This window comes from Tetragenococcus halophilus subsp. halophilus DSM 20339 (genome assembly GCF_003841405.1).
GTDB lineage: Bacteria > Bacillota > Bacilli > Lactobacillales > Enterococcaceae > Tetragenococcus > Tetragenococcus halophilus.
Genome location: NZ_PXYA01000002.1, coordinates 172,192 through 198,926, shown reverse-complemented (window position 1 = coordinate 198,926; position 26,735 = coordinate 172,192). Strand labels below are relative to the sequence as shown.

28 protein-coding genes are annotated in these 26,735 nt (G+C 34.2%); 26 read left to right on the top strand and 2 right to left on the bottom strand.

Translation table 11 applies throughout. The features are described 5' to 3' along the window. Positions 1 to 57 precede the first annotated feature (57 nt). The 6 genes from C7K42_RS06635 (at position 58) to C7K42_RS06615 (ending at position 3,992) form a co-directional block, all read left to right on the top strand. A complete protein-coding gene (locus tag C7K42_RS06635) occupies positions 58 to 1,149 on the top strand; it encodes a polysaccharide pyruvyl transferase family protein (protein ID WP_200811699.1) in 1,092 nt (363 codons plus the stop codon). 21 nt (positions 1,150 to 1,170) lie between these two features. Further along, positions 1,171 to 1,413: a GlsB/YeaQ/YmgE family stress response membrane protein gene (locus C7K42_RS06630; RefSeq protein WP_103083474.1), complete on the top strand. Its 243-nt coding sequence runs from the start codon at positions 1,171 to 1,173 to the stop codon at positions 1,411 to 1,413. Positions 1,414 to 1,526: 113 nt separating this feature from the next. Continuing rightward, positions 1,527 to 2,525 carry a nuclease-related domain-containing protein gene (locus tag C7K42_RS06625; protein ID WP_061840351.1) on the top strand — a complete coding sequence of 333 codons (999 nt, stop codon included), beginning with the start codon at positions 1,527 to 1,529 and terminating at the stop codon, positions 2,523 to 2,525. Positions 2,526 to 2,867: 342 nt separating this feature from the next. Next, positions 2,868 to 3,035, top strand: coding sequence for a hypothetical protein (locus C7K42_RS12860; protein ID WP_164966992.1), 168 nt, complete (start codon positions 2,868 to 2,870; stop codon positions 3,033 to 3,035). A 70-nt stretch (positions 3,036 to 3,105) separates the two neighbouring features. Further along, positions 3,106 to 3,807: an NAD(P)H-dependent oxidoreductase gene (locus C7K42_RS06620; protein ID WP_103096864.1), complete on the top strand. Its 702-nt coding sequence runs from the start codon at positions 3,106 to 3,108 to the stop codon at positions 3,805 to 3,807. Then, positions 3,804 to 3,992 (top strand): hypothetical protein, encoded by a 189-nt coding sequence (locus C7K42_RS06615; RefSeq protein ID WP_234769243.1) that lies wholly within the window; start codon positions 3,804 to 3,806, stop codon positions 3,990 to 3,992. Before C7K42_RS06620 ends, C7K42_RS06615 begins: the two co-directional genes overlap by 4 nt. 33 nt (positions 3,993 to 4,025) lie before the next feature. On the opposite strand, the gene C7K42_RS06610 is transcribed toward C7K42_RS06615, so the two are convergent. Next, a complete protein-coding gene (locus C7K42_RS06610; protein ID WP_103099607.1) occupies positions 4,026 to 5,183 on the bottom strand; it encodes an NAD(P)-dependent malic enzyme in 1,158 nt (385 codons plus the stop codon). 159 nt (positions 5,184 to 5,342) lie between these two features. Here C7K42_RS06610 and C7K42_RS06605 point away from each other — a divergent pair, with 159 nt between their 5' ends. Further along, positions 5,343 to 5,792, top strand: coding sequence for a flavodoxin (locus C7K42_RS06605; RefSeq protein ID WP_103099606.1), 450 nt, complete (start codon positions 5,343 to 5,345; stop codon positions 5,790 to 5,792). Positions 5,793 to 5,935: 143 nt separating this feature from the next. Here the strand turns inward: C7K42_RS06605 and C7K42_RS06600 are convergent, their stop codons facing one another. Further along, positions 5,936 to 7,105 carry an AI-2E family transporter gene (locus tag C7K42_RS06600; RefSeq protein ID WP_103099605.1) on the bottom strand — a complete coding sequence of 390 codons (1,170 nt, stop codon included), beginning with the start codon at positions 7,103 to 7,105 and terminating at the stop codon, positions 5,936 to 5,938. Between the two features lie 250 nt (positions 7,106 to 7,355). On the opposite strand from C7K42_RS06600, the gene C7K42_RS06595 reads away from it, so the two are divergent. The 19 genes from C7K42_RS06595 to C7K42_RS06510 all read left to right on the top strand — a co-directional run bounded on the left by C7K42_RS06595 (position 7,356) and on the right by C7K42_RS06510 (position 26,305). Then, positions 7,356 to 8,378, top strand: coding sequence for a peptidoglycan DD-metalloendopeptidase family protein (locus C7K42_RS06595; protein WP_234976197.1), 1,023 nt, complete (start codon positions 7,356 to 7,358; stop codon positions 8,376 to 8,378). 264 nt (positions 8,379 to 8,642) lie between these two features. Beyond that, positions 8,643 to 9,515 (top strand): hypothetical protein, encoded by an 873-nt coding sequence (locus tag C7K42_RS06590; RefSeq protein ID WP_103099603.1) that lies wholly within the window; start codon positions 8,643 to 8,645, stop codon positions 9,513 to 9,515. A gap of 30 nt (positions 9,516 to 9,545) precedes the next feature. Further along, positions 9,546 to 10,475, top strand: a complete 930-nt coding sequence (locus tag C7K42_RS06585; RefSeq protein WP_103099602.1) for an LCP family glycopolymer transferase — start codon at positions 9,546 to 9,548, stop codon at positions 10,473 to 10,475. A 25-nt stretch (positions 10,476 to 10,500) separates the two neighbouring features. Further along, positions 10,501 to 11,301, top strand: coding sequence for a YveK family protein (locus C7K42_RS06580; RefSeq protein ID WP_103099601.1), 801 nt, complete (start codon positions 10,501 to 10,503; stop codon positions 11,299 to 11,301). Positions 11,302 to 11,318: 17 nt separating this feature from the next. Then, positions 11,319 to 12,014 (top strand): CpsD/CapB family tyrosine-protein kinase, encoded by a 696-nt coding sequence (locus C7K42_RS06575; RefSeq protein WP_103099600.1) that lies wholly within the window; start codon positions 11,319 to 11,321, stop codon positions 12,012 to 12,014. A gap of 18 nt (positions 12,015 to 12,032) precedes the next feature. Beyond that, the gene (locus C7K42_RS06570) at positions 12,033 to 12,785 is read left to right on the top strand and encodes a tyrosine-protein phosphatase (protein WP_103099617.1); all 753 of its coding nucleotides are present in this window, start codon (positions 12,033 to 12,035) and stop codon (positions 12,783 to 12,785) included. Between the two features lie 12 nt (positions 12,786 to 12,797). After that, entirely contained in the window at positions 12,798 to 14,618 is a 1,821-nt protein-coding gene (locus tag C7K42_RS06565; RefSeq protein ID WP_103099599.1) for a nucleoside-diphosphate sugar epimerase/dehydratase, read from the top strand. 14 nt (positions 14,619 to 14,632) lie between these two features. Then, positions 14,633 to 15,247 carry a sugar transferase gene (locus C7K42_RS06560; RefSeq protein WP_103099598.1) on the top strand — a complete coding sequence of 205 codons (615 nt, stop codon included), beginning with the start codon at positions 14,633 to 14,635 and terminating at the stop codon, positions 15,245 to 15,247. Continuing rightward, the gene (locus C7K42_RS06555; protein ID WP_103099597.1) at positions 15,244 to 16,128 is read left to right on the top strand and encodes an NAD-dependent epimerase/dehydratase family protein; all 885 of its coding nucleotides are present in this window, start codon (positions 15,244 to 15,246) and stop codon (positions 16,126 to 16,128) included. The genes C7K42_RS06560 and C7K42_RS06555 overlap by 4 nt, the downstream gene beginning before the upstream one ends. Continuing rightward, positions 16,121 to 17,227 carry a glycosyltransferase family 4 protein gene (locus C7K42_RS06550; protein ID WP_103099596.1) on the top strand — a complete coding sequence of 369 codons (1,107 nt, stop codon included), beginning with the start codon at positions 16,121 to 16,123 and terminating at the stop codon, positions 17,225 to 17,227. Before C7K42_RS06555 ends, C7K42_RS06550 begins: the two co-directional genes overlap by 8 nt. Before the next feature lie 17 nt (positions 17,228 to 17,244). After that, on the top strand, positions 17,245 to 18,483 hold the full coding sequence (locus C7K42_RS06545; RefSeq protein WP_103099595.1) for an O-antigen ligase family protein: 1,239 nt from the start codon (positions 17,245 to 17,247) through the stop codon (positions 18,481 to 18,483). Then, complete coding sequence (locus tag C7K42_RS06540) at positions 18,458 to 19,567, top strand: glycosyltransferase family 4 protein (protein WP_103099594.1); 1,110 nt, start codon at positions 18,458 to 18,460, stop codon at positions 19,565 to 19,567. Before C7K42_RS06545 ends, C7K42_RS06540 begins: the two co-directional genes overlap by 26 nt. A gap of 13 nt (positions 19,568 to 19,580) precedes the next feature. Next, the gene (locus tag C7K42_RS12855; RefSeq protein WP_159459069.1) at positions 19,581 to 19,739 is read left to right on the top strand and encodes a hypothetical protein; all 159 of its coding nucleotides are present in this window, start codon (positions 19,581 to 19,583) and stop codon (positions 19,737 to 19,739) included. 125 nt (positions 19,740 to 19,864) lie between these two features. After that, on the top strand, positions 19,865 to 21,034 hold the full coding sequence (locus tag C7K42_RS06535; RefSeq protein WP_103099593.1) for a P-loop NTPase fold protein: 1,170 nt from the start codon (positions 19,865 to 19,867) through the stop codon (positions 21,032 to 21,034). Continuing rightward, on the top strand, positions 21,000 to 21,629 hold the full coding sequence (locus C7K42_RS06530; protein ID WP_103099592.1) for an AAA family ATPase: 630 nt from the start codon (positions 21,000 to 21,002) through the stop codon (positions 21,627 to 21,629). Before C7K42_RS06535 ends, C7K42_RS06530 begins: the two co-directional genes overlap by 35 nt. Positions 21,630 to 21,691: 62 nt before the next feature. Then, positions 21,692 to 23,116 (top strand): lipopolysaccharide biosynthesis protein, encoded by a 1,425-nt coding sequence (locus tag C7K42_RS06525; protein WP_103099616.1) that lies wholly within the window; start codon positions 21,692 to 21,694, stop codon positions 23,114 to 23,116. A gap of 121 nt (positions 23,117 to 23,237) precedes the next feature. Beyond that, positions 23,238 to 24,245 carry an NAD-dependent epimerase gene (locus tag C7K42_RS06520; protein WP_103099591.1) on the top strand — a complete coding sequence of 336 codons (1,008 nt, stop codon included), beginning with the start codon at positions 23,238 to 23,240 and terminating at the stop codon, positions 24,243 to 24,245. A 19-nt stretch (positions 24,246 to 24,264) separates the two neighbouring features. Continuing rightward, complete coding sequence (locus C7K42_RS06515) at positions 24,265 to 25,431, top strand: nucleotide sugar dehydrogenase (protein WP_103099590.1); 1,167 nt, start codon at positions 24,265 to 24,267, stop codon at positions 25,429 to 25,431. Between the two features lie 85 nt (positions 25,432 to 25,516). Continuing rightward, entirely contained in the window at positions 25,517 to 26,305 is a 789-nt protein-coding gene (locus C7K42_RS06510; RefSeq protein ID WP_103099589.1) for a hypothetical protein, read from the top strand. The last annotated feature ends 430 nt before the right edge of the window (positions 26,306 to 26,735 follow it).

The following is a 26,735-nucleotide window of genomic DNA, read 5'->3' as shown; positions in this document are numbered from 1 at the left end:
GTTGTTGATGTTGACTTGTCTGCGGACAGTTACCTTCAAAGAAGGGAAGATCTTAGTATGACAGCAAACACCTTAGCAGAAATAACGAATTTAAATTTTGCTTATACCATAGAACAACTTTCTTTAACCGAGCTTATTAAACAATTACCAGAAGATCGACAACGCTTTTATATGTTTGGCACACCTATTTACAATAATTTAGGCGATTTAGCGATTAGTGAAGCACAGAAGCGATTCTTTGCTGAAAACTTTCCAGAAATTACCTATATTGAGATTACCGAACCGCAGACAGAACAGGCGATTGAAGAATTATTACCACTGCTGCGTTCTGATGATATGATTGGTTACGTTGGCGGGGGAAATATTGGCAATTTGGACATTACGCATGAAATTGTTCGTCGCAAAGTCTTTTCTACTTTTGTTAACAATAAGACGATCTCTTTTCCGCAGTCTGTCTATTTTGAAGAAACAGAAGAAGGACAAGCAGAACTGCGCAAAAGTCAGGAAGCTTATAATAAAAATTCGAATTTAACCCTAGTTGCAAGAGATACGCAAACGCTAAGTTATTTCCAAAATCATTTTAAAGCAGATGCTATTCTTACGACAGATATGGTTTTATTATTACAAGAAAAACTTTCTGGAACTAAGCGAGATGGTGTACTGTTTATCATGCGAGAAGACGCGGAAAAAGTTACATCAGATAAGCTGATAGAGCAGTTAACTGCTAATTTAAAAAGCACTGGGGTTAAAGTAGAAGCAACAGATACCGTGCTTTCCTATAAAGCTTATGATGTAAAATCGAAAAATAATCCTTCGCTTGATATTGTAAGAATATCCGAACGTCATTGGTTATTGTCACTTAAATTAGAACAGATCAAAGCCAAAGAAGTGGTAGTAACGGATCGTTTGCATGGGATGATTTTTTCGGCGATTACTCAAACCCCATGTCTTGTATTTGATAACAATTACGGCAAAGCAAGTGCTTTTTACTATGATTGGCTGCAAGATTTGGATTACATTCAGTACACGACAGAAAAAGATCCGAAAAAATTAGCAGCCAAGGGGAATGATTTGAAAAAATACGAGCATTCAGATAAACTTGATTTCTCGCATAGTTTTGATGCTTTAATCGATTTGATTAAAAAATAAAACAGAAAGGAGAGATTTACTATGAGTTGGTTATGGACAATTATTGTTGGTGGTGTGATCGGCGCGATCGCTGGCGCTATTGCTAACAAAGGTGAATCAATGGGCATTATCTTTAATGTGATTGCAGGCCTTGTTGGTTCCTCACTTGGACAGGCACTTTTTGGAAGTTGGGGACCTGCGATTGGTGGAATGGCAGTCATTCCTTCGATTATTGGCGCGATCATTGTGGTCGCTGTCGTATCATTTTTCTTAGGTAGAAGATAGATAGTAAAATCGTCTTGAGCAGTTTTTTGCCAAGACGATTTTTTTATGTAAAAAAATTTCTCACGCTATTTTTGCGTACTTATTAATAAATGAGTTTTAATAGGAGGCGCAAAATGAGAAAAGAGTCACACGAATTACAATGGCTAGAAACGGTCAGTCAACGAAAACAATTGACTGAAGAACAGCGACGAGCTTTACAAAGGTCGCAAAAAGGATTTCTAGGAGAACAGCAAATGGACCAACTTGCCGAAATGTTTTTATCAGGGAAGGTACTTGTCATAGATGACATTACACTACGATACCAAAATACAGTTGTCCAAATTGATAAATTGTTGATTATTGGAAACACTATCTATGTCATTGACGTGAAATTTTATCAAGGCAACTATATCTTACAAAATAATAGCTGGATATGTGGCGGAAAGTTTTTAACTACAAATATCTTGGAACAATTAAGAAAAGCTATGCGGGTAATCGTCAATATTTTTAGAGAACAGCAAATCGATTTGGAGGTAAAAGGCGTACTAGCTTTTTTGAACCCAAAATCAAGTATCCAAATAAAAGATCAAATCCCAGAAACTGTATTATCATTTAATGAAATTCCTGCCTGGCTATTAGGGTTAAATCAACAAACAGCCAACGAATATTACTATGATTGTCAATCAGTATTATTTCAGTATCGGATAGACAACTATCGTAGCCAACGTACTTTATCGATCGAAGAAGAAAAGCAATTACAAAAAGGAATTCGTTGCTCTCGCTGCCATCAGCTTAAAGTGGTGGATAAAAGACATACAGTTAGATGCGATTGCGGTTATGTTGAACCCAAAGAAACAGCTTATACTCGCACAATCTGCGAATTCGGCGTTATTTTCCATGATCAAGATTTAAAGCTAAAAAAGCTAAAGGAATTTTTTGGCGAGCAGGTGGATGAACATTATTTGAAGTATATACTTAAAAGACATTTTGTTTCAATTAAAAGTACGCCTAAGAAGAAGTTTGGCCATCAGAACAAAGGAATAATATTTGATTATTGGTTTGAAGACAAAATAAGATACTTTAAAAAACTAGAGAAAAGAATAGACTGGAGCACTCCAATTTTAAAAAATTGAATAAGGGAAAAGGAAAAGCTTACTCAATATTTACAAAACGAGTAAAGAAAGGCTAAAGCGTTACTCAATAAAAAAATGTTGAGTAAACGATTTGCGTTTCATTACTCAAAAAAGCTCAAAAAATTTAAGAAAGTAGATAAAACGAAGCGAAACGGAGAAAGTTGAGTAAGGGAGATGGAAAAGCTTGCTCAATATTTACAAAACGAGTAAAGAAAAGCTAAAGCGTTACTTAATAAGAAAATGTTGAGTAAACGATCTGTGTTTCACTACTCAATAAGCAAAAATCAAAAAATTGACAGCTCTAGCTAGACTTGTTAGCTTACAATAAAAGAGGTGACAGAAATGATAGGAAGAAGACGAGCCACTAAAAACTGGGCGCAAGCTTCAAAGAGACTGCGCACCGGACAAAAATCACAATCGAAGAAAAAACTGACAAAACAACAACGCAAAAAACAAGCTAGAAGAAAAGGTACGATGATAGGAGCTATTCGTTCAGCTTTTAGAAAATAAACAAGCTGTTCAACTGACGGAAGATGGGTGAGCTGTTATAATGTTTACGACAAGGAGGCGTTTGGACGTTATGAAGACGCTTATTATCGTATCTCATCCGGAAATTGATGAATCTGGCAGCCAGCAATATTTAAAAGAAGCTTTGCCAAATTCTTCAGACATTACTTTTCATCATCTGGAATCAACTTATCCAGAGGGTAAGATTGATATCGAACAAGAACAGCAACTCTTACAACAACACGATCGGATTATTTTCCAATTTCCATTGTACTGGTATTCTTCGCCGCCTATGCTAAAGCATTGGCAAGATGAAGTCTTAACTGAAAATTTTGCATACGGCTTTGGCGGAAACAAATTAAAAGATAAAGAACTAGGATTAGTTTTGGTCATTGGTATGCCCGAAAAAGAATACCAGGTCAGTGGTAATGAAGGTTATACACTTAGTGCTTTAACCACCCCTTATCAAGCGATGGCTAAAAAAACACAGATGAACTTTTTAAAACCTTTTCTCATTTTTCAATTCCACTATATGGAAGAAAGCGAAAAAATGCGGATGTTAATCGCCTATCAACAGTATCTGATGATTGAAAACTTTGATACCCTACGAGCAAAAGAAAGTTGGTTCTTACAACAACTTGATGATATGGATGAGAAATTTTTACCCGATGGCAGCCAATTCATTTTAGATCAGATCAAAGAATTGATCGAAGATAATCGCATGGAATTGGATGAAATCCAGATGTATTTGGAACAAGCAGGAGGGTCTTTATGATGGAAGAAAATATTCAATGGTCATTAGACCAGCTGGACCAATTAATAAAAGATAGCCACGACTATAAACAAAAAGCCTTATTAATGGGGATAAAAGATTTACTCTTAGAACAAGAAAAACGTACCGAACAAATTCAAGGACAATTGGACGGTACGCTTTGGTCCCCCAATGATTGGGGAAGTTAAGGAGATTGCCGCTAAATCAACGGCGATCCTTTTTTATTTTGTTGCGCTATCCGAAACACTTTTGGCAACAATATCTACAACATCGGGATGAAAAACATCAGGTATAATGTAATCAGTACTCAATTCATCTTCAGAAATCACAGCCGCTATTCCTTTAGCAGCGGCGATTTGCATTTCATCTGTAATATCACTCGCCCGTGAATCTAAAGCACCACGGAAAATTCCAGGAAAAGCTAGGACATTGTTAATTTGGTTAGGAAAGTCTGAGCGACCTGTTCCGGTAATAAATGCCCCATGTTCTTTAGCGGCATCTGGCATCACTTCAGGTGTTGGATTAGCCATAGGAAAAAGAATCGGTTTTTCATTCATATCTTGAATCCATTCTGGATCTAAAACATTAGGCGCCGAAACACCAATGAAAACATCCGCACCCTTCAACGCTTCGTGCAAATCTCCTTTTTTATGAGATAAATTAGTGACCTGAGCAATTTCTCGATGACGCTCTGCTAAATCAGAAGCGTCGGATGAAATGATTCCCGTTTTATCTACTAATAAAACATCTTTAGCACCAGCAGCTAACAATTTTTTCGTAATCGCAATACCAGCCGCACCACCGCCATTAACCACAATTTCTACTTCACTAAGATCTTTTTTCGTTAGTTTTAGCGCATTAAATAAAGCAGCTAAAACAACAATAGCGGTTCCATGTTGATCGTCATGAAAAACAGGGATATCCAATTCCTCTTTCAAACGACTTTCAATTTCAAAACAACGTGGCGCCGCGATATCTTCTAAATTAATGCCACCAAAAGTAGGCGCTAGCGCTTTGATATGAGAAATAATTTCTTCAGTATCTTGAGTGTCTAAACAAATAGGAATCGCATCAATATCCGCAAATTCCTTAAACAAAATCGCTTTACCTTCCATAACCGGCAAAGCAGCTTCCGGACCAATATTGCCTAAACCCAACACTGCAGAACCATCCGTAACCACTGCGACCATATTTTTCTTGGAAGTATAGTCATAAACTGCATTTTCATTTTTGGCAATCGTACTACTGACTTCAGCAACTCCTGGTGTGTAAGCAATCGCTAAATCTTCTCGGCTTTGTACCGGAACTTTAGATTTTATTTCAAGCTTCCCACCTTTTTTTTGGCTAATTTTCAGCGCTTCTTTTTTTACATCTGCCATTTATTTTTCCTCCTTCAATTTATCTCCATATCTATTGTGAAATAAAAAATTTACTTTAGCAAGCTATTTAAAAAAAGACAACTTGATTTTCTAAAAGTTTCTTTTATATTGTGATATAATAAACTTGTTAAAATTAACTTTAGAAAGGAAGAGATTAACGTGTTAGCTAAAATTGTATACGCTACCATGACGGGGAATACAGAAGAAATATCAGAAATTTTAGAAAAAGAATTCCAGCAGCAGGGTGTAGAAGTCATACGAATGGAGGCTGATGACGCGGATGACGCAGACGAAGAAGCTTTTACCGACGCCGATATTTGTGTTATCGCGACTTATACTTACAATAATGGTGAAGTCCCGTATAACTTTGTTTACTTCAAAGAAAATTTAAGAGAACAAGATTTGCAAGGAAAAATTTATGGTGTAGTGGGTAGCGGGGATAAAGAATATCATTTTGCTACCTATTGTTTTGCTGCCGATACATTCGATGAAGATTTCAAGCAAGCAGGAGCGAAAAAAGGAGCTGATGTAGTAAAAATTGACAATAAAGCGGATGAAAAAGACAAAGGAGTGTTAAAAGAATTTGTTATAAATTTAATCAATGCATAAAGTTTTAGAAAATATGACAACTCATTCTCGTTTTATATAACTAAAGCTCCATAAAGATGTACTGAATTAGCATCTTCATAGAGCTTTTTCGTTATTTTCAGGCATTAAAAGTGACAGAAAAAGCCAATTGACTTTCTAAAAGATTACTCACTTTGTTTATCTTTTTGTGTTTCATAACTCCCTTTATCTTCACTAAAGAAACGATTATATCTTTTCTTGAAGCGGTCAAAAAGATATTGTACGCCAATTTTAAGTAGACTGTAAATCGGAATCCCGAACAAGACGCCGACAAAACCGAGCAAGTCTCCCATAACCAGTACAACTAACAAAATTGTAAGGAAATGTAGTTGCAATTTATCGCCCATCACGCGCGGCATCACAAGATTGCCATGGAGTGCTTGAATCACAAACCAGGCGATCACAAAGATGACGGCTTCTAAAAGTGATTGTTGAAAAGCGATAATCAAACCAGGGAAGAAGGAAATAACTGAGCCGACATATGGAACAATACTTAAAATCCCTACTAAAAAGGCCATTACAGTAGCGTAATTTAAGCCGATTAATAAGAATGTTACCCAATACATTATCCCTAAAACAGCACTGGAAACAAGCTGTCCTTTTAAGTAAGCACTGAGTTGTTCATCACTTTTTTTGACTAACATGGTGAAATCATCCCGGAAGTTGGGTGGCACAATTTTTAGGACGGATTGGGAAAATCTTTCCGTATCTTTTAATAGAAAGAAAGCCAACACTGGACCGATAAATAAGGTCATAGCAGTTGCGGAAACGGCTGAAAAGACACTACCTAAACCAGATAAACCTTCTTGCCAATTATCTTCCAAAGCAGATAGCGTGTTTTTAATTAAATCATTAGCAGAGTTGGCTAAATCATCTAATTGATCTTGGAAAGGTAACTGTCCGACAATGGATCGGAAATTTTCTTGCACGCTGTCTAACATGGAAGGAAATTGCTGCACTAACTCTTGACCTTCACGTACCAGCGAACGAACCCCGAAAAATCCTAACACCCCAATTAACAAAATAGCCAGGACATAAATTAAAGTAACCGCCCAGGTACGCGACATCTTCTTTTCTACCCAATTGACAAAAGGCTTAAATATATAATAAATAACAATAGCAAAAATTATTGGGGGTAGAAAGGTGAGTAAAATCGTAATAAAAGGTACAAAAATAAATGAAACCTTATTTACAAGAAAAATAGCGATAGCACTTAAGATAATTAATCCAAGGATATAATAGGAAGTTTTGCCCCCTAAAAACTGGATCAAACGATTCGTTTTTTTCTGTTCCATGTACCAAGCTCCTCCTTAAAGTAGTTAAACATTATTATTATAGGAAAAAACAAAGAAATTCTCAAACAATAGCCATTTAAAATCGAGAATAGTTTATCAAATAGTCTAACACAGAGAATGAAAAGCGGATTCTTTCTCCATGTTTTTTAATATAAATATCCGCACTTCATCAAAAATTTGCCACAAAAACGCAAATGGCAACTTTTGCGTACTTTATTTAAGAAAGCAAAAAATGATGGAGGATGAATTTATGAAAAAAACAATCAAATGGAGTTGTTGTTTATTGGCATTATTGCAATTTTCAACAGGCACCACTAGGGTTATGGCTGATTCGTTTAAAGAAACTAGCGTAGAAAAAATGAGCCAACCAGCAACAAAAAATCAAAAAGAAAAAGGAGATCAAACGACTTGGCAACTGATCACTTCTTTAGGTGAAAAGGCTAGAGAAATTGCGCAAGAAGAAGATCTATACGCTTCAGTTATGCTGGCTCAAGCCATTCTAGAATCAAATAGCGGGCAAAGCCAGCTGAGTCAAGCACCTTATTATAATTTATTTGGGGTCAAAGGACAAGGCGCTTCTTTCAAAACTTTAGAAGAAGATAGCCAGGGGAAAATGTATACGACACAGACAACATTTAAAAAGTATAATAACTACGAAGATTCTTTACGTGATTATGTAAAACTTATCAAAAATGGCATTATTGGCGATAAAAATTTTTACCAAGGAAGTTGGAAGACAAAGGCAGAAAATTACCGTGTGGCAACACGATTTTTAACTGGCCGCTATGCGACTGACCATAAATATCATGAGAAGTTAAATCAGCTGATCGAAGACTATGAGCTCACACGTTATGACCATAAACAGACTTTAGTTTCTGAAAAAGCTGACTATATCCGACCGCTAGACTCTTTTAAATTGACTTCAAAATACGGCAAACGTAATGATAGTTTTCACAGAGGTGTTGACCTAGCTGCACCCCAAGGAACAAAAATCAAAGCAAGCAGAGAAGGAAAAGTGACACGCGCTGCATTTCATCCATCCTGGGGAAATTATGTCACGATCCTTCATCCAGATGGACTGACTACTTTATACGCTCATTGTAAGAAAAATCTAGTGCAAGTAGGTCAAGAAGTACAGCAAGGCGAGCAAATCGCACTAGTAGGTAGTACCGGCAATAGTACAGGCCCCCATCTACATTTTGAGGTTAATCGTTCGCAAAGCTTAGTACAAGAGCAGTTGCTTGATCCGATAGAGGTGTTGGAGAATAACTGAATGGTTAGGAAAAGCAACTTATAATGGTTGCTTTTTTCAATAAAAAATTTAACAAGCATTATAAAACTTCATGTTATTTATAAATAAATAGGATGCTTAATAGCACTAATTTTTAGTAAGACATTCGTTTTTTTATAATTCACAAAACTAATAAAAAAGAAGTTTCTTTTATACAACTCTTTTTTTTTGTTTATATTAGGTATACTAGGAAATGTTTGTAATAAAAAATTGAATTTTCTGTGAAAAAGGGGTGTTCATTGGTTAATGGAAAAGCCATTTTTAAAGCGTGCCAGTGTATACGTAACAGGTATTCTCGCCTTGGGAATCTGTGTGGCAGGTTTTTATGTGTCTAATCAAAGGCAATACCAGCAACGAGTGGCTTATGCGAATGCAGCACAGCCAAGAGAAGAAAATGAGCTTAATGATTTAGCACAACAGGTAGAAGAACTTTACTTGGAAGATGAACAAGATCTTTTAAAAGAAGAAACAACTCTATCTGATGTAACTGACTTGAAAAATGAAGTCCATCGTATCGATGTAAGCGCCGAAGATTTTCAAATCGAAGAAAACGCACTACCTCAAGGCATTCAAGAGCTAGCTCAGCAAAAAGAGTCAGTGTCTGATCGTTTAACAGACGCAGAGGATAAGTTACATATGCAAGATCAAATTGACGGTCTTTTCACTGAAGAAACGCCTGACTGGCAAGAATATAAGGATGACGTTATAGCTGATGAAGACTTGCAGGAAGAAGACATGGCTGATGTGAATGATAACCTAGGATTTTTTGAAGACGATCAATGGTTAGAACTCGCACAATCTTATACGCAAGAAGCGAATGAACAATTCCAAAGTACGGAAGATATTCAAGAAAAGTTAACACAGTATGAAGACGAAGAGATCACCTACGAGCAATATGCTGCTTTAGCTGCTCAAATCGAAGAGGTTCGTAACCCAGAGCAACAAGAAAGATTTGAAGAAACAGCAGAAGAATTAGGCGATCGTTTTGGCGTTTCTACACAGGCAGCGGCGGCAGAGGCTCCAACAACTTCTGCAGCTGTCGAGGATGAAACAATTGTTGATGGACAAGGTGAAGAACAAGGCGCACAAGTAGAACAGGAAAATACAGAAGCGTATTAACCATTGCTTCATTAAACGGAGGAAAAGGATATGGCAAAAAGAAGCCACAGGAAAACTTCGCGTGGAAAGAAAATCTTACGCATTGTCTTAATTATATTACTTATTTTAGTTTTAGCAATTGTTGGAGCAGCTGTGAAGGTGTATTTAGATGTCTCTGGTTCTGTGGGGAATACCTATGAAAGCGTAGATCGTCCAGACTCTCGTGAGGTCAATTTTGATGAAGAAGAGCCTTTTAGTGTTTTGTTGCTAGGTATTGATACAGGTGACTTAGGGCGAAATGAGCAAGGACGTTCAGATACCATGATGGTAGCTACGGTCAATCCGCAAGAAAATACGTCGACTTTAGTAAGTATACCACGGGATACTTATGTGGATATCGCAGATGAAGGGACACAAGACAAGATAAATCACGCCTATGCCTTTGGGGGAGCTTCCATGGCCATGGATACGGTGAGCGAATTTTTAGATATTCCTTTAGACCATTACGTATCGATTAATATGCAAGGGATCCAGGAGTTGGTGGACGCTGTTGGCGGTGTCGACGTTGATAATGACTTGGAATTTGAACAAGATGGTCACACCTATAATTTTGGAAGAATACATTTGAATGGTGAAGAAGCATTAGGTTACTTACGTATGCGTCATGAAGATCCTGAAGGAGATTACGGTCGTCAAGCGAGACAACAAGCTGTGGTCGAAGGAGTTATTGACCAAGCGACATCTCTTTCAGGAGTGACTCAATACCGAGGGATTCTAGACGCTGTAGAAGACAATATGAGAACAGACCTAAGCTTTGCCAATATGCGTGAGATTGCTCTTGACTATCGAGAAGCTTTTTCAAATGTAGATCAACTACAACTAGAAGGGGAAGGCTTCATGCAAGGTGGGGTTTCTTACCAACAAATAGACGAAGACAACTTGGCAGAAGTACAAGAAACTTTACAAGAGCAATTGCAATAACCAAAAAATAGAAAGTGGAGAACAAATGGAAGAGACGATTAGTTTAAAAGAAATTTTCGACGTATTAAGAAAACATTGGACGACCATTCTAACCAGTTTATTTGCTGGATTAGCCCTGGCCGCAGTAATCACTTTTTTCATTATGACCCCTCAGTACGAGTCGCGAGCCCAATTGATTGTGGCCTCCCCTCAAGATGAGAGTTCTGATGAAAGCTTGAACGCGGTCAATTACAATTTACAAATGCTAAATACTTATAGGGATATCATTGAAGAAGGCGATGCCCTAGCAGCCAATGTGCAAGATCGGCTAACTTCGGAGTATGACTTAGATATGACGATTCAAGAAATTAAAGAGAGCATGGAAGTCGAGCAATCAGAAGAGTCACAGATGTTTTCTATTGTAGCAACCGGCGAAAGTTCAGCGGATGCCGAACACATTGCCAATACGGCAGCGGAAGTTTTTCAAGAAACAGTCCAAGACGTCTTAACGAACGTGGATCGAACGACCATCGTTTCAAGAGCGACGGCTAGTCCTCGACCTGTTTCGCCGAATAGTCCTTTGAATTTAGCGATCGGTCTTATCTTGGGTCTGTTAGTAGGGATTGCGATAGCCTTCTTAAGGGAAGTTTTTGACCGTACCATTAAGGATACGCATTATATTACTGATGATTTAGGGCTAACTGTTCTAGGTAATATTCCGAAATTGAGTCAAAAGGAAATTGACGCGACCACACAAAAATTACGTAATGGCAGTCAAAGTAATAAGCAAGATGACAATGATAATAACTCAACAAGTGGCGGACGTCGTAGCCGCACACGGGTATAGGAGGGGAGCATAGGAAAATGAAAAAAGAAAGAACAAATACAAAAACACAACCAGTCAGCTTGATTTCATTAGTGGATCCTTCCTCGCCTGTAGCTGAGCAATATCGTACGATACGTACGAACTTACAATTCGCTTCTTCAGCTGATCAGCAAGTACAAAGTTTAGTGGTGACTTCTTCTGGACCAAGTGAAGGGAAATCATTAACTTCGGCAAATTTAGCCATAGTGTTTGCTCAAACAGGGCGAAAGGTCTTACTAGTAGATGCGGATATGCGTAAGTCTACCATTCATAAAACTTTTCAACGGAGTAATGAAGCAGGGCTAAGTACGGTATTAAGTACAGGCGTAAGTTTAGAAGAAACTGCGCAGGAAACACCGGTAGAGAATTTATCTATATTGACCAGTGGGCCGAAGCCGCCAAATCCATCTGAGTTATTAGGTTCTGAAAAAATGAACCAAATTATGGAAGAAGCTCGTCATTTATTTGATATGGTAATCTTCGATATGCCACCTGTTGTGACGGTAACCGATGCGCAAATTATGTCTTCTAAAGCAGATGGCACCTTACTTGTTGCTCGGGAAAATTGGACAAGAAAAGATGCTTTGAATCAAGCTAAAGAATCCTTAGACTTAGTTCAGGCTCGTATTTTAGGCGTCATTTATAATGGCGCAAAACAAGACAAAGATAAAGCCTACTATTATTATTCGGATTAGCAGGAAGGAACGATGGCTATGATTGATCTACATTGTCATATTTTACCAAATGTAGATGATGGTGCAGGTAATATGGAAACTAGTTTAGCGATGGCGAAAGAAGCTGTCGCTCAAGGCATTACTCATATTTTATGTACACCTCACCATAATAATGGACGTTACGACAATTCAAAAGCGACGGTGATACCAGCCGTCGCTTTGTTGCAAGCAGAGTTAGACAAGCAACAGATTGAATTAACGCTATTTGAAGGTCAAGAAGTTCGTATTACAGGTGATTTATTGCAAGAAATCAAGGATGATCGTATTCTTTTTACTGATTTATCGAATACTTACTTATTAATTGAGTTACCTACAATGGATGTTCCAGCATATACAGAAGAACTCTTTTTTGAATTAAGAACACAAGGTAAGGTCCCTGTGATTGTCCATCCGGAACGTAATGCCAAATTCAGGGAAGATCCCAATCGTTTACTCTCTTATCTAGAAATGGGCTGTTTAGCGCAATTAACGGCCCCCAGTTTGGTAGGAACCTTTGGCAAATCCATTCAAAAAACAGCGCAAGAAATGGTAGGTCATAACTTAGTCCAGATGGTAGCTTCGGATGCGCACGGAGTGAATAAACGCAGGTTTCACCTGCAAGAAGCTTATGAGCGAATGGAAAATGAAAAAGCGGAGTTAATGCAACAAGTAGCTAAAGATGTAATTAATGGAGATGAGGTAAGTTATCCTTCTCCAGAAAAAGTGAAAAAGAAAAAGTTTGGTTTGTTTTAAGGAGATGTTGGCGTGTTTGCTTTGACACGAAAAAGAAAAATTGCAATTTTGATTGTAGTGGATTTGGCTTTAATTTTATTAGCTACAATAGCTGGTTACATATTTTTAAGTCCTTTTATTTTAATTCCATTTTCATTTATTTGGCGTTTGGGACTTTCAAGCATGGTTTTTTATTTGGTCTTCGGTTATATTTTCCGGGTGTTTACTCGGATTAATCGTTATACCAATTTGAGAGAAATTATAGCGATCCTTTTAGCAACCACAGGTACAGCATTAGGCAATGCGGTTTATTTGTTGAGTTTTAGCGACGCATTTAGTAAGCGGCTGATTTTATTTACCTATATTTTATCTGCTTTCTTCATTATTTTAAGTCGCTTAGCTTGGCGCTTATTAGTTGAGCGTAGAAATATGCGCCCATTAAGCAAAGATCAACCAGTTAAAACAACACTAATCGTTGGCGCAGGTGAGGGAGGACGAATTTTATATAACGCTTTGTTAGGTTCCAAGACAGCTAGTGATATTCATGTCATAGGTTTTGTGGACGATGATCCTAACAAGCAAAATGTGTACTTATCCAATGTAAAAGTACTAGGGAAAATTAAAGACATTCCTCAATTAGTACAAAAGTACAACGTTGATATGGTGACCATTGCTATCCCTTCTTTACCGAGGAAAAAATTACGAGAGATTTTTGATTCATTGGAAAATGAGCAATTAACCGTTAATACGATGCCTTCGATGGAAGAGATGGCATCAGGAAAAATTAATATTTCCAAGCTAAAAGAAATTGATGTGGTAGATCTATTAGGACGAGACGAAGCGAAATTAGATGTCGATTCAATCAAAGATCAAATTACTGACAAAACAATTTTAGTCACTGGAGCAGGCGGCTCAATTGGTTCTGAAATTACGCGGCAAGTGATCCAATTTAATCCACGCCAGTTAATACTACTAGGACATGGTGAAAACTCAATCTATCTTATTCATAGAGAATTAAATAGTCGTTATAAGGATCGTACGACAGAGGTAGTCCCTATTATTGCCGATGTACAAAATCGCGAAAAGATCTTTGAGGTAATGGATAAATATAAGCCGGACATCGTCTATCATGCTGCGGCTCATAAACATGTTCCTCTGATGGAATTTAATCCGAAAGAGGCCGTAAAAAACAATGTTTATGGAACAAAAAATGTTGCAGAAGCGGCTAAAGCTAATACCGTAGAGCATTTTGTTATGGTTTCAACTGACAAAGCCAATAATCCGCCCAATGTCATGGGAGCAACGAAGCGTATCGCAGAAATGATTGTTACAGGAATGAATGAAAAAGGAACAACAAAATTTTCAGCGGTACGTTTTGGGAATGTGTTAGGTTCACGCGGGAGTGTAATCCCGTTGTTTCGTGAGCAGCTCGCTAATGGTGGTCCCTTGACTGTTACGGATTTTCGTATGACTCGTTACTTTATGACCATTCCTGAAGCAAGTCGATTAGTCATTCAATCTGGCGCCTTAGCAAATGGTGGCGAAGTATTTGTACTTGATATGCACGAACCAGTGAAAATTTTGGATCTAGCCAAAAATATGGTGCGTCTTAGTGGCTATACCGAGGATGATATAGAAATAGTAGAAACGGGTATACGTCCTGGTGAGAAGCTATATGAAGAATTATTATTAGACAAGGAACGTAGCGAAGAACAAGTACACGATCAGATTTTTGTAGGTAACGTAAATGGGTATTCCTTAGATAAAGTTCTAGCTTTTGTCGATGATTTACCTGAAGATGATGAGCAATTAGCAAAAGAAGTTGTTGGTTTTGCTAATAGCTCAATTAGATAGGAGGGAGCGAAGTCATGTATGAAAAGTATATAAAAAGAGGGCTAGGTTTTCTTCTTTCTTTACTTGGAGTTATTATTCTCTCTCCTGTTTTGTTAATCATTTGTTTGGCTATAAAGATAGACTCTAAGGGTCCTATAATTTTTAAACAAAAACGTGTAGGTAAGAATAAAAAATATTTTAACATTTATAAATTTCGTACAATGAAAAGTGAAACACCTAAAGAAATGCCAACACACTTATTGAATAATCCAGATGCTTTTATTACTAAAGTAGGTAAATTTTTGCGTAAGACTAGTTTAGATGAGCTCCCTCAGCTATTTAATATCTTAAAAGGAGACATGGCAGTTATTGGTCCTCGTCCTGCTTTATGGAATCAGTATGATTTGATTGCTGAAAGAGATAAGTATGGTGTAAATGAAGCACAACCTGGATTAACTGGGTTAGCGCAAATTAGTGGACGGGATGAATTAGAAATACCTGTAAAAGCACAAATAGATGGTAAATATACTAGAAACATTAGTTTTGCCATGGATGTTAGGTGTTTTGTAGGAACTATACTTTCCATTGTTAAAAGCGATGGCGTAGTAGAAGGCGGAACTGGTACAAAGAAAAAGGCTGATGATGAATGAAACGAATTTTGATTACAGGGAAAAATAGTTATATTGGGCAGACTTTTATCAATTGGGTGAAAGCAAATAATGTTGATTATAAGATCGATACCATCGACTTAAAAGATCCTGATTGGAAAAAACATGATTTTTCAATTTATGATTGTTTGATTCATTTAGCAGCAATTGTCCATAAAAAAGGTCAAGAAGATGATATCTACTATAGAATAAATCGTGATTTAGCCATTGAAACTGCTCAAAAAGCAAAAAATGAAGGAGTAAAACAATTTATTTTTTTTAGTACAATGTCGGTGTTTGGAATGAACCAAGGAGTCATTAACAAAGAAACAAAATTGCTACCTAAAACTTCGTACGGAAAATCAAAATTAGAAGCAGAAAAAGAAATTAGAAAACTTGAAAATGAGAAATTTCTTGTTTCTATTTTGAGACCACCGATGATTTATGGTCCTAATGCTTCAGGAAATTACTCTCGCCTTTCCAAATTAGCAAAAAAAATTAATATTTTTCCAGAAATTAACAATCAGAGAAGTATGCTATTTGTACTTAATTTACATCAGTTTTTAAAAATAATTATTGATAATCAACTTTCAGGTACTTTTCATCCTAAAAATAGTCAACACATAAATACATCACAATTAGTTTATGAGATTGCTAAGGTTCATAATAAAAGCATGCATTTGATTAATATAGGGGAAGTCATTCCTCAATTATTAATTAAAAATATTACTGTCTTTTCTAAAATTTTTGGCACGTTAGTTTATGATGAGGATTTATTAGGGTCGCCAAACAATGAATATGAAGGGATAAAATTTGAGTACAATAATTATGATTTCAAAGATAGTATAGCAGTTTCGGAAGGGATGAAAATTATCAATGACTAGAGTACTTTTGATTGCAAACCACCCAACTTATGTTTTTACTTTACGTAGAGAAATAATTGAGAATTTAATAGAGAAAAATTATGATGTCGCTATTTGTTGTCCATATGGTGAAGAAATTGATTTTTTTAAAAATATGGGGTGTAGTTTTTATGATAGTAACTTGAATAGGCATGGAAAAAACTTATTTCAAGAAATAAGTCTAAAAAGAAACTATGGAAAGATTATGGATTCTTATAAACCAGATATTATATTGACTTTTACTATCAAGCCTAATTTATATGCTGGAATGGAATCAGCTAAAAGAAATATACCTTATATTATGAATATAACTGGTTTGGGAAAGCCTTTGGAGAATGAGAGTTTTCTTCAAAAAATTTTGCTACGAGTTTATAAGCATGCAATAAGGAAAGTTTCTGCTATTATGTTTCAAAATACGGAAAATATGAAGTTTTTTAAAGATAATAACCTTTCCACTGGTAACGACATTTTATTACCTGGATCGGGAGTAAACACTACTTATTTTAATTATTTAGATTACCCAAGAAGTAAAAAAATAAAATTTGTGTTTATTTCGAGAGTGATGAAAGAAAAAGGAATTGAAGAATTCTTAACAGCTGCTAAAGAAATAAACAAAAAATATCCTATGACTGAATTTCATATCTGTGGTTTCTTAGAGGATGAATATAAAGAAAAAATAGATGAATTAAGTAAAAAAGACTATATTATTTATCATGGTATGGTGAGCGACACGAGAAAGGTATTAGAAGATATGAATTGTACGATACATCCATCATACTACCCTGAGGGTATGTCAAATGTACTGCTAGAAAGTGCTGCATCTGGACGTCCTATAATAACAACAAATCGAAGTGGGTGTGGAGAAATTGTTGATAATGGGACTAGTGGATACATCGTTAAGCAGAAGGACTCTAAAGATTTAGTGGCCAAAATTGAACAGTTTTTATCTCTAAGTGATAAAGAAAAAGAAAATATGGGTATTTTTGGTAGAGAAAAAGTAAAAAAAGAGTTTGAAAGAAGTATAGTGGTTAATAAATATCTTTCAGAGATAAAAAATTCGTTATACAGTACTTACAAATGAGAAAAGGGTAATTGAATATGCTTACTTATGATATAAATAACAATAAAGAAAAGAGACTAGATCTTTTAGGAATACTTTATTTTTTTTCATTACCTTTAACCTTTATAAAATTACCTGGTGGATTATTGTTTTCAGATTTAATTGGTATAATCTTAGTGGTAAAAATGATGTTTAAGAATAAATATCGTGTTGGCTTGCCCTTGTTGATAGCTTTTTATTTCTTTTTAATGGGAAGTCTTTTAGGTATGATAAGATCACCAGATGATTTAAGAACTGTGAAAAGTATTGTTCAACAAACGTTAGTTATTTTGGTCTTATATCCTGTAATGAAAAATTATTTAAATGGTTGTTCAAACCTAAAAAAAGTTTTGAATGTATACAAAAACGGTGTTTTAATTTTAGCATTTTTTATAATATCATTTTATCTTTCTGGGAATACTTTTGGAATCATAAATACAGTATTTGCAAGCTCTAGAATTGCTATTGGCGAGACCGGTCCTAATGTTATTGCTAGGATACTAGTTATTGGCGCTTTAATCACTCTGTATTTCTCACAAGTTGGTTTTAAATACAGAAGTAATGTTATTTGGTATTTACAGTTTTTTGTTATAAGCTTTGGTATACTTGCAACTCTTAGTATTTCAGGTATTTTGTTATGGGTGATAGGTAGTACATGGCTTTTATATGTTTACAATTCAAAGAAAAATATTAAAAATTTTAGTAGGTTATTAGTAATTGGGGGAGCAGGCCTGCTAGTAATGATTTTTTTATACATGAGGGTCGATTTTATCCAAGATGAGATAGAAATGTTATTACAACGAGTAAATTCTGCTATTGGGATTAATTCTCAATCTATTATGAATAATACAAGGTTTATTTTATTACGAGATTTTCTAGACTATCTGGGTGATTATTGGATAATGGGAATTGGATACAGTAATTCTAATTATTTAGTAGGTACAGTAATCCATTTTCCTTTATTAGCTGCTTTAGTTGAAGTTGGGCTCATTGGTTTTTTGGGTATTTTAGTTATGTATTTGTATCCTATATATATGATTTTTAAAAGGAAAAGGACTGTTAGATGGGATGTTACTTCAGTACTGTCAGTATTAATAATACTTGGAGATATGATTCAGCCTAATCCTAACTATAGATTTACTTGGTTTGCTATTCTTTTACCAGTAGTTATTTTTACATCAAAAGAAAAATATAAATATAAAAGGAAAGAAAATGAAAATAATATATATATTGAATAAAGTTTCAGATACTTCTATACCGCTTGAAATGGCAAATTTAATTTCTCAAAAAGAACATGTAATAGTTATTTCCTTATATGATTCTTATGAGGCTGGACTGAAAGTCGTTTCAAAAGTTTCGCCAAATTGTGAGTTTATAGCGTGTAATGGTAGAAAAAACAAATTAACTGGATTATATAAATTAAGTAAATTATTAAAGAATAATGAAGAATGCATTATTCATACTCATCAAACACTTTCAGGGGCGTGGGCTAGATATACTACTAGAAATATAAAAAGTAAAAATGTGGTCCACACCATTCATGCTAACCACAATAGTTTTAATAAAATTCAAAATTTAATAATTGGTTGTACGTTAAAGTACGCTGATTTTATTGTGGCTAATTCTAATACTACATGGAAAGGATTAAAGAAATGGCAAAGGAATTTGATTAAGGATGTACCTGGTGCGACCATTTATAATGGTGTAAATGTTGAAAGAATATTAAATGTTAATCAATATACAGCCGATAAACTTTTGGAGAAAAAACGAATAAAAAAAGATGAATTTTTGTTTGGTACAGTAGGTCGTTTTGTAAAAGTTAAAAATTATATTGGTATATTAAAATCTTTTGAAAAATTCTTATTAGAAGTTAATAATCCTAAAAAATACCGACTGTTATTAATTGGCAGTGGTCCAGAAGAAGAAAATATAAAAGAACTAATAAATTCGAGTTCTTTATTAAAAGAACAAGTTACTTGTATTGGGCTAGTTGATAAAGATACTGTTTATGGTTTACTTCATAAATTAGATGTGTTTATAATGGCTTCATTTTATGAAGGTTTCTGTAATGCTCTTATGGAAGCTAAAGTAGTGGGGTTAAAAACAATTGTTTCTGACATCGACATATTTAACGAATTATTTGAAAAAGAAAAATCATTGAATTTTAATCCAAATAATATTGATGAGATTAAAGACTGTATGATCAAAGCTGTGGATAGCGAAAAAGTAGATAAAGAGATAGTAGATGAGTTAAGAAATAAATTTGATATTTCGACTAGTGCTAATAAATATTTGGATGTATATCAAAAATTTAAAAATTAATCGGAGGGCAAACGTGTTAGCAATATTAAAAGACCTATTTAATGAATTAAATGCTCAGAATATTCGATATATACACTGGAAAAGTAATGAACATTTACAAGCTGCTATAAATGGTGATACTGATTTAGATATTATGGTTCATGTAGAAGACAAAAAAAATTTGTACAGATAATACAAAGTCATGGTTTTTCTTTGTATCAATCAGTGGGGAAACAGAGTTACATATCGATTTCAGATTATATTTATTTAGATACTGCATCTCAAAAAGTTTTGCATATACATTTGCATAATTATTTAATGATTGGAAGGAAATTTTTTAAAGAATATTTGATACCTATTGAAAAAAATTTTTTTGAATATAGTACTTTTGACCCTTCGAATACTGTGAAAATCATGGCTCCTGCACAAGAGCTTATAATTCTTTGGATGAGGTATGCTTTAAAAACAAGCTTATTAAAATTTACTTTAAAAAGATTTAAAATTAGCAAAGACTTTCTCAAAGAATCAGAATGGCTAGAAGATAGACTTTATAGTCAACAGATAGCTGACGCTATTAACAAGCTTGATTTAATTGAGGGGACAAAGTTGTTACCTTTATATAATGACTTCTTTAGTACAAATAAAGGTACTAAAGAAACAGTAAAACTGATTTATGGTATTCGAAGGACTCTAAAAAAATATAAGTCTGAATATTTTACAGGAGTAAGATATCTTTTTGTAAGGTTTAATATGATTTTTAAATATATTCTTCAAAACAAATTGAATAAGCCTATCCCTTATCGTCGTATAAACCCTAGTGGAGGTACTATTATTGCAATAATAGGTTCTGATGGTTCAGGAAAGTCGACGGTAATACACTCATTAAGAAAAACAATTGAGAGAAAGTTAGATGTATATATAGAATACCTAGGTAGCGGGGATGGTAAAAGCTCCTTATTACGAGCCCCAATGCAAGTTATAAAAAATTTAAAAAAGAGAAATAAAAAAACTAATAAGACTGTAGTTAGCAATTTTTCTAAGCTTTCAACAACAAAAGTTGTATGGGCAATTGTATTAGCTTTTGAAAAAAAGAATAAATTAAAACGTATTTGGAAAGCGAAGGCAAGAGGAATGGTTGTCATTTGCGATAGATATCCTCAGACGGAAGTTTTGGGAATCAATGACGGGCCTCTTTTATTCTCGTGGGTTAATAGTGATAGCAAGTTAAAGAGAAAAATTGCTCGCTGGGAAAAAGGTATATATGAACAGGCTAAAATATTAAAACCAGATTTAATTGTTAAATTGCTGATTTCTCCTGAAATTGCAATTAAACGAAAACCCGAAGAAAATTTAGACAATATTAATCAAAAAGTAAAAATTATAGAAGGAATAAAAATTCCTGCTAATAACACTATCAAAATAGACGCTTCAAAACCTTTAGAAAGGGTACTTAATGATGTTTATTTTAAACTCTCAAGTTTACTTTAATAAAAAAAATTTCAGTGAAGTGGTTGGGATGCCAGCTTCAGGTAAGACCACTTTGGTTAAACAATTGGTTAATAAAAAAACAAACTGTATTAATGTTAATGAGCGCTTACCTAAAGGAACTATTCAAAGACAGCTAAGAAAAATAAAATGTGGATTTTTATTATTTATTGATTCTCCTAATAGTTTTATAAGGGATACGAAGATAATAATTGCTTCAAAACAAGATTCAAAAATAAATTTATATTCAGTTTTAAGTAATTGGTATTTAATTTCTTATCAGAATAGGAATTGTTCTGTCGATAAAAATGAATATATTTGGGACCAGGGGTTATTCCAAGCTATTTGGTCTATTTATTATAGTGCGCTAAACGAGTTTGATTATCTAGGTTTGCTTAAAGACAAAAAGCTGCCACATACAATTTTTTTAACTGATATCAACAATGAGGAATTAATCCTGCGCTCCCATCAAAGACAAGATAGTAATAGGTTGAATTATGATGATAAAGAGAAGATAGTAAAGGGAAGAACAGCCTTGGCGAGGACCCTTCAAGTCATGGAACAAGTTGGTTATCAACAAAAAAGCAAAAGTGGTTAACTAACTTTTGATTTAAATTAATAGTTTTTATTAATAGGAAATATTTGATGGAAGGTTACTTTATGCAACGAAAAATTATTATAAATTTTATGTATCAGGTATCGTATCAAATTTTGATTATCTTCTTACCTGTTGTCACGATACCAATAGTTTCAGATGCATTAGGTCCGAGCGGTTTGGGGACCTATAATTACATAACTTCGATAGCTGCTTACTTTATTCTAGTAGGAAGATTAGGAATGGCGAATTACGGAGTTCGAGAAATTTCTATAGTCCAACGAGATAGAAAAAAGTTATCAGAAAAGTTTTGGGAATTACAATTCTTTAATTCTTTCTTTTCGTTAGGGTCTCTCTTAGTATTTGTTATCCTCGCCTTTTTTACGGATTTTCCTGTTCTTTTTTTGGTAAGCGGCTTGACAGTTTTTAGTTGTTTTTTTGATATTACTTGGTTTTTTTCAGGTATTGAAAATTTTAAAAAAATAACTATAAGAAACTTTATAGTCAAAATTATAAGTTTTATTTTGATACTTTTTTTGATTAATGATTCTGATGATTTGTTACTATATTTTCTTATTACTTCGTTAAGCATGTTAATTTCTCAAATGAGCTTATGGATATCGCTGAAAAAATATATTGATTGGCGTCCGGTATCGATTAAAGCTTGTTTATCACATCTTAAGCCTTCATTAGAATTTTTTACTGCGAAATTGGCGGATACTGTACTTAAAAATTCTACGACAACGATTTTAGGTTTGATGGCAACGATGGGGGTTGTCGGATATTATTCTAATTCTGTGACGTTGATGACAGTTTCTGGAAACATAGTTAATGTCATGAATACTGTAATGATTCCTAGAATGAGTGCTTTGTTTAGCGAAGATGATGAAAGCGGGATGATTAATCTTTTGGAAAAATCTTTACATCTCCAGTTATTTTTTACTATAGCTATTATGTTTGGAGTGATTGCTATTAGTAATCAGATGATTGATTGGTTTTTCGGTAGTGAGTTTGCAAATATGAAATATATACTACCTTGGATGGCACCAGTTATTGTCTTTCAATCTTTTCAAATGGCAGTAGCAACACAATACCTAATCCCAAAAAAAGAGATGAAAGAATATAATATTTCGGTTTTCATTGGAGCTGTAATCACCTCTGTTTTAACTGTGTCTTTGATTCCATTAATTGGGGTATACGGAGCTGTTATAGGTATCAATGGAGGATATATTGTAATGTCAGCGTTACGTTTCAAAGGTTTATTAAAAGAGACAACTTTTAAATTTGATTATATTAAGATAAGTAAATATATTATTGCAGGCTTATCAATGTGGTTGGTAATTTATTTTACAACAAATAGTCTGACAGCCAACGTTATTACTACTTTATTTCAAATATTAATCGGTGTGACTATTTATTTTGGAGTTACGGCAATTTTAAATGTTAATCCAATTTATGACGTCATAAAGAAAAAGATTGTTAAAAATTAGCTATTTTCTTTTAAGTGTCTTATTTTTTATAAAACCCGACTATTACATTATGGAAAAATAAGGTATTTCAATTGTAGTTTTAAGTTAATTTTTAAGTATAATTTATAAGGAAGGATTTATAATGAAAATTCTAGTTACAGGAGCAGCAGGTTTTATAGGCTTTCATTTAAGTAAAGCAATTTTAGAAAAAGGAAACGAAGTTATAGGGGTTGATAATCTTAACGACTATTATGAACAGGATTTAAAAATATCTCGTTTGGATATTTTGAAAGAGATAGATGGTTTTACATTTCATAAATTAGATTTAAAAGATAAAGCAGATGTGGATACTATTTTTGAAAAATATAAACCTGAATATGTCGTTAATTTGGCTGCTCAAGCTGGAGTACGTTATTCAATTGAAAATCCGTATGCTTATGTAGATTCAAATTTAGTTGGATTCATGAATATTTTAGAAGCATGTCGGAATTTTCCAGTAAAACATTTACTTTATGCTTCTTCAAGCTCGGTTTATGGTGGGAACAAAGTAGTACCATTTTCGACTGATCATAATGTGGACCATCCGGTTTCTTTGTATGCAGCAACAAAAAAATCTAATGAACTGATGGCACATACTTATAGTCATTTATACGGTATCCCGACTACTGGACTAAGGTTTTTCACTGTTTACGGGCCTTACGGTAGACCTGACATGGCTTATTTTTCTTTTACGCAAAATATCTTATCTGAAAAGCCAATTAAAGTATTTAATCATGGAAAAATGGAAAGGGACTTTACATACGTTGATGATATCGTAGAAGGAATTGAAAAGCTAATACTATTGGCGCCGGAAGCTAACTCTGACTGGAATGAAAGTGAAAACGATTTGAGCACGAGCTTTGCTCCATATAAAATCTATAATATTGGAAATAATAATCCAATTCCTTTAATGCGGTTTATCAATGCGTTGGAAATTGCCTTAGGTAAAGAAGCCGAGAAAATTTATATGGATATGCAGCCGGGGGATGTAATGAGAACCTATGCTGATGTAAGTGATTTAGAAAGAGATATTAAATTTAAACCTAGTACGTCTATTGAAATTGGGCTACAAAAGTTTGTAGATTGGTACAAAGAATACTACCAAGTTTAATTTATATATGGAGGTAATTATGAAAGTTTCAGTTTTTGGGTTAGGATACGTTGGTTTAGCTAATGCTTTGTTACTTAGTCAAAAAGAAAAAGTGAAAGCTTACGATATTGTTGAAGAGAAGGTAGAAATGCTTCAACAGAGGAACTCGTTGTTAGAAGATCAAGAAGTACACGAATTTTTAAAGCGTGATGATTTAAATATTGAATTTACAAGTGATTTTGAAGACGCGGTAAAGTTTGCTGATTATCTAATTATTGCTACACCAACGGATTATGATGAAAAGAGAAATTATTTTAATACATCAACAGTGGAAGACGTGATTATGAAGGCGTTAAAGATTCGACCTGATGTTACTTTCATCATTAAATCGACAGTGCCAGTTGGTTATACTTTAGATGCAAAAGTAAAATTTGGTACAGATAATATTATATTTTCACCAGAATTCTTACGTGAAGGTAAAGCATTGTTTGATAATTTGTATCCTTCTCGTATTATTGTGGGCGAAGATTCGGATCGTGGACGTGAAATAGCGGAAATGTTTAAAGAAAATGTCTTTAAGGAAAGCGTAGAAGTTTTATTAACTCATTCTACAGAGGCTGAAGCAATTAAACTATTTTCGAACACGTATTTAGCTATGCGTGTGGCGTATTTTAATGAATTAGATACTTATGCTGAATCAAGAGGTTTGGACACAAAAGAAATTATTGAAGGAGTTAGCTTGGACCCTAGGATCGGTAGCCATTATAATAACCCTTCTTTTGGGTATGGTGGATATTGCTTGCCAAAAGATACAAAACAACTACTAGCAAATTATACAGAGGTACCGCAAAATATTATGACGGCAATTGTAGATGCAAATCGTACAAGAAAAGACTTTGTTGCTGATCAAATTATCGCAAAAGATCCGGAAGTTGTCGGTATCTATCGGTTAACAATGAAAGCTAATTCGGATAATTTTCGTCAATCGGCGATTCAGGGAATTATGAAGCGTATTAAAGCCAAAGGTATTGAAGTTGTTGTTTTTGAACCTTCGTTAGATGAAGATGATTTTTTTAATTCTAAAGTCATTAAAGATTTTGATGAATTTAAAACAGTATCTAATGTGATTGTATCTAATCGTATGGAAGAAGAATTAGCTGATGTTAAAGATAAAGTGTATACGAGAGATATTTTTGGGAAGAATTAGAGAGTACAAAGGCAAAAATTTTTACAAAATATTTTTGCCTGAGGAATTATAAATTTAGAAAATATGTTATGGAGAGTGAAAGATAATGGACAGTAAAGAAATCAGCAAACGAATAAACGAAGAAATTAGTAAAGAAACAAAAAGAATTGAGAAAGCAAACTTTGATTCTACACCAGGTTTTTTTACTCAAGGTAAAGAGATTGGGGAAACTGCATATTTAAATTGGCGCTTTGACAAAGAAACTAGTTTTGAACAGTTTTGTGCTATGGGTGACGCATACTTTGAGCCTCAATACTATGTTTTATGGGAATTATTACATACTAACACATCACAAAAATCTGATGGTTGGATGTTTCCCGTTATTTTTAATACGATTCATGGAGTTGAATGTTATCTGAAAGGTATACTGGGAGCGTTAAATATAATTATACAGCGTTTAGAAGGAGAACAAGACCACAATAAATTAAAATTTGAATTTAAAAACACACATTCAATAAATAAACTTTGTGATGAAACTATTGCTAAAATGGAAAAAATAAATGAAAAAGATGACATGGATTGTTGGCTAAATTATATTGAAGACATGAACATCGTGAAAAAATTCATTACTCATATATACAATAACACTAAAGATGTAACATCTTTTAGATATCCTTTTAGTACTAATTTCGACACATTTTTTTATAACAGTTCTTCACAAATGGAAAAAGAATCTACTGAGGGCGATGCGTTTAAAAAAGGTACTACTACTGATGAACTTTCTGAAAACGTTACTCTAGATATAAACATATATTTTTCTTGGCTTACTAAAATTCATCAAATATTTAAAGATATGTATAACGCTCTAGGAGATATCTTAACGGATTACTGCTAGTTTAAGCAAGAAAGGTGGGCATTTTATAATTAAAAGAAATACAATTATTGATTATTCTGTCACTTCTGCAGAGCTGTATGCTAGTCACTGAGAAAAATAGAGACGTCTTCTGCGAAAGGGAGAGTCGGCAAACTAAATAACGTAACCTCTTGTATAATAAAATGACAAGCACATAAGCATGATATTATTATACAGGAGATTTTTGTGCTAGATTTTTTGGATCAAATGAAACAGTAACTATTTTAGGTATAGTTTTACAGCTTGTGGTATATGGATTACTGGGCAGTGTAGATGTTTTCGTAAAGAACAAGATAATGAAACAATGTGGGAAGAGTTACCTTCTGTTTTTAATAGAGGCATGCTTATTATTGCTATCATGATATTTTCCATTATTTTCACTTTCGCTAGTCTAGGTTTTTTTATAGTGCTT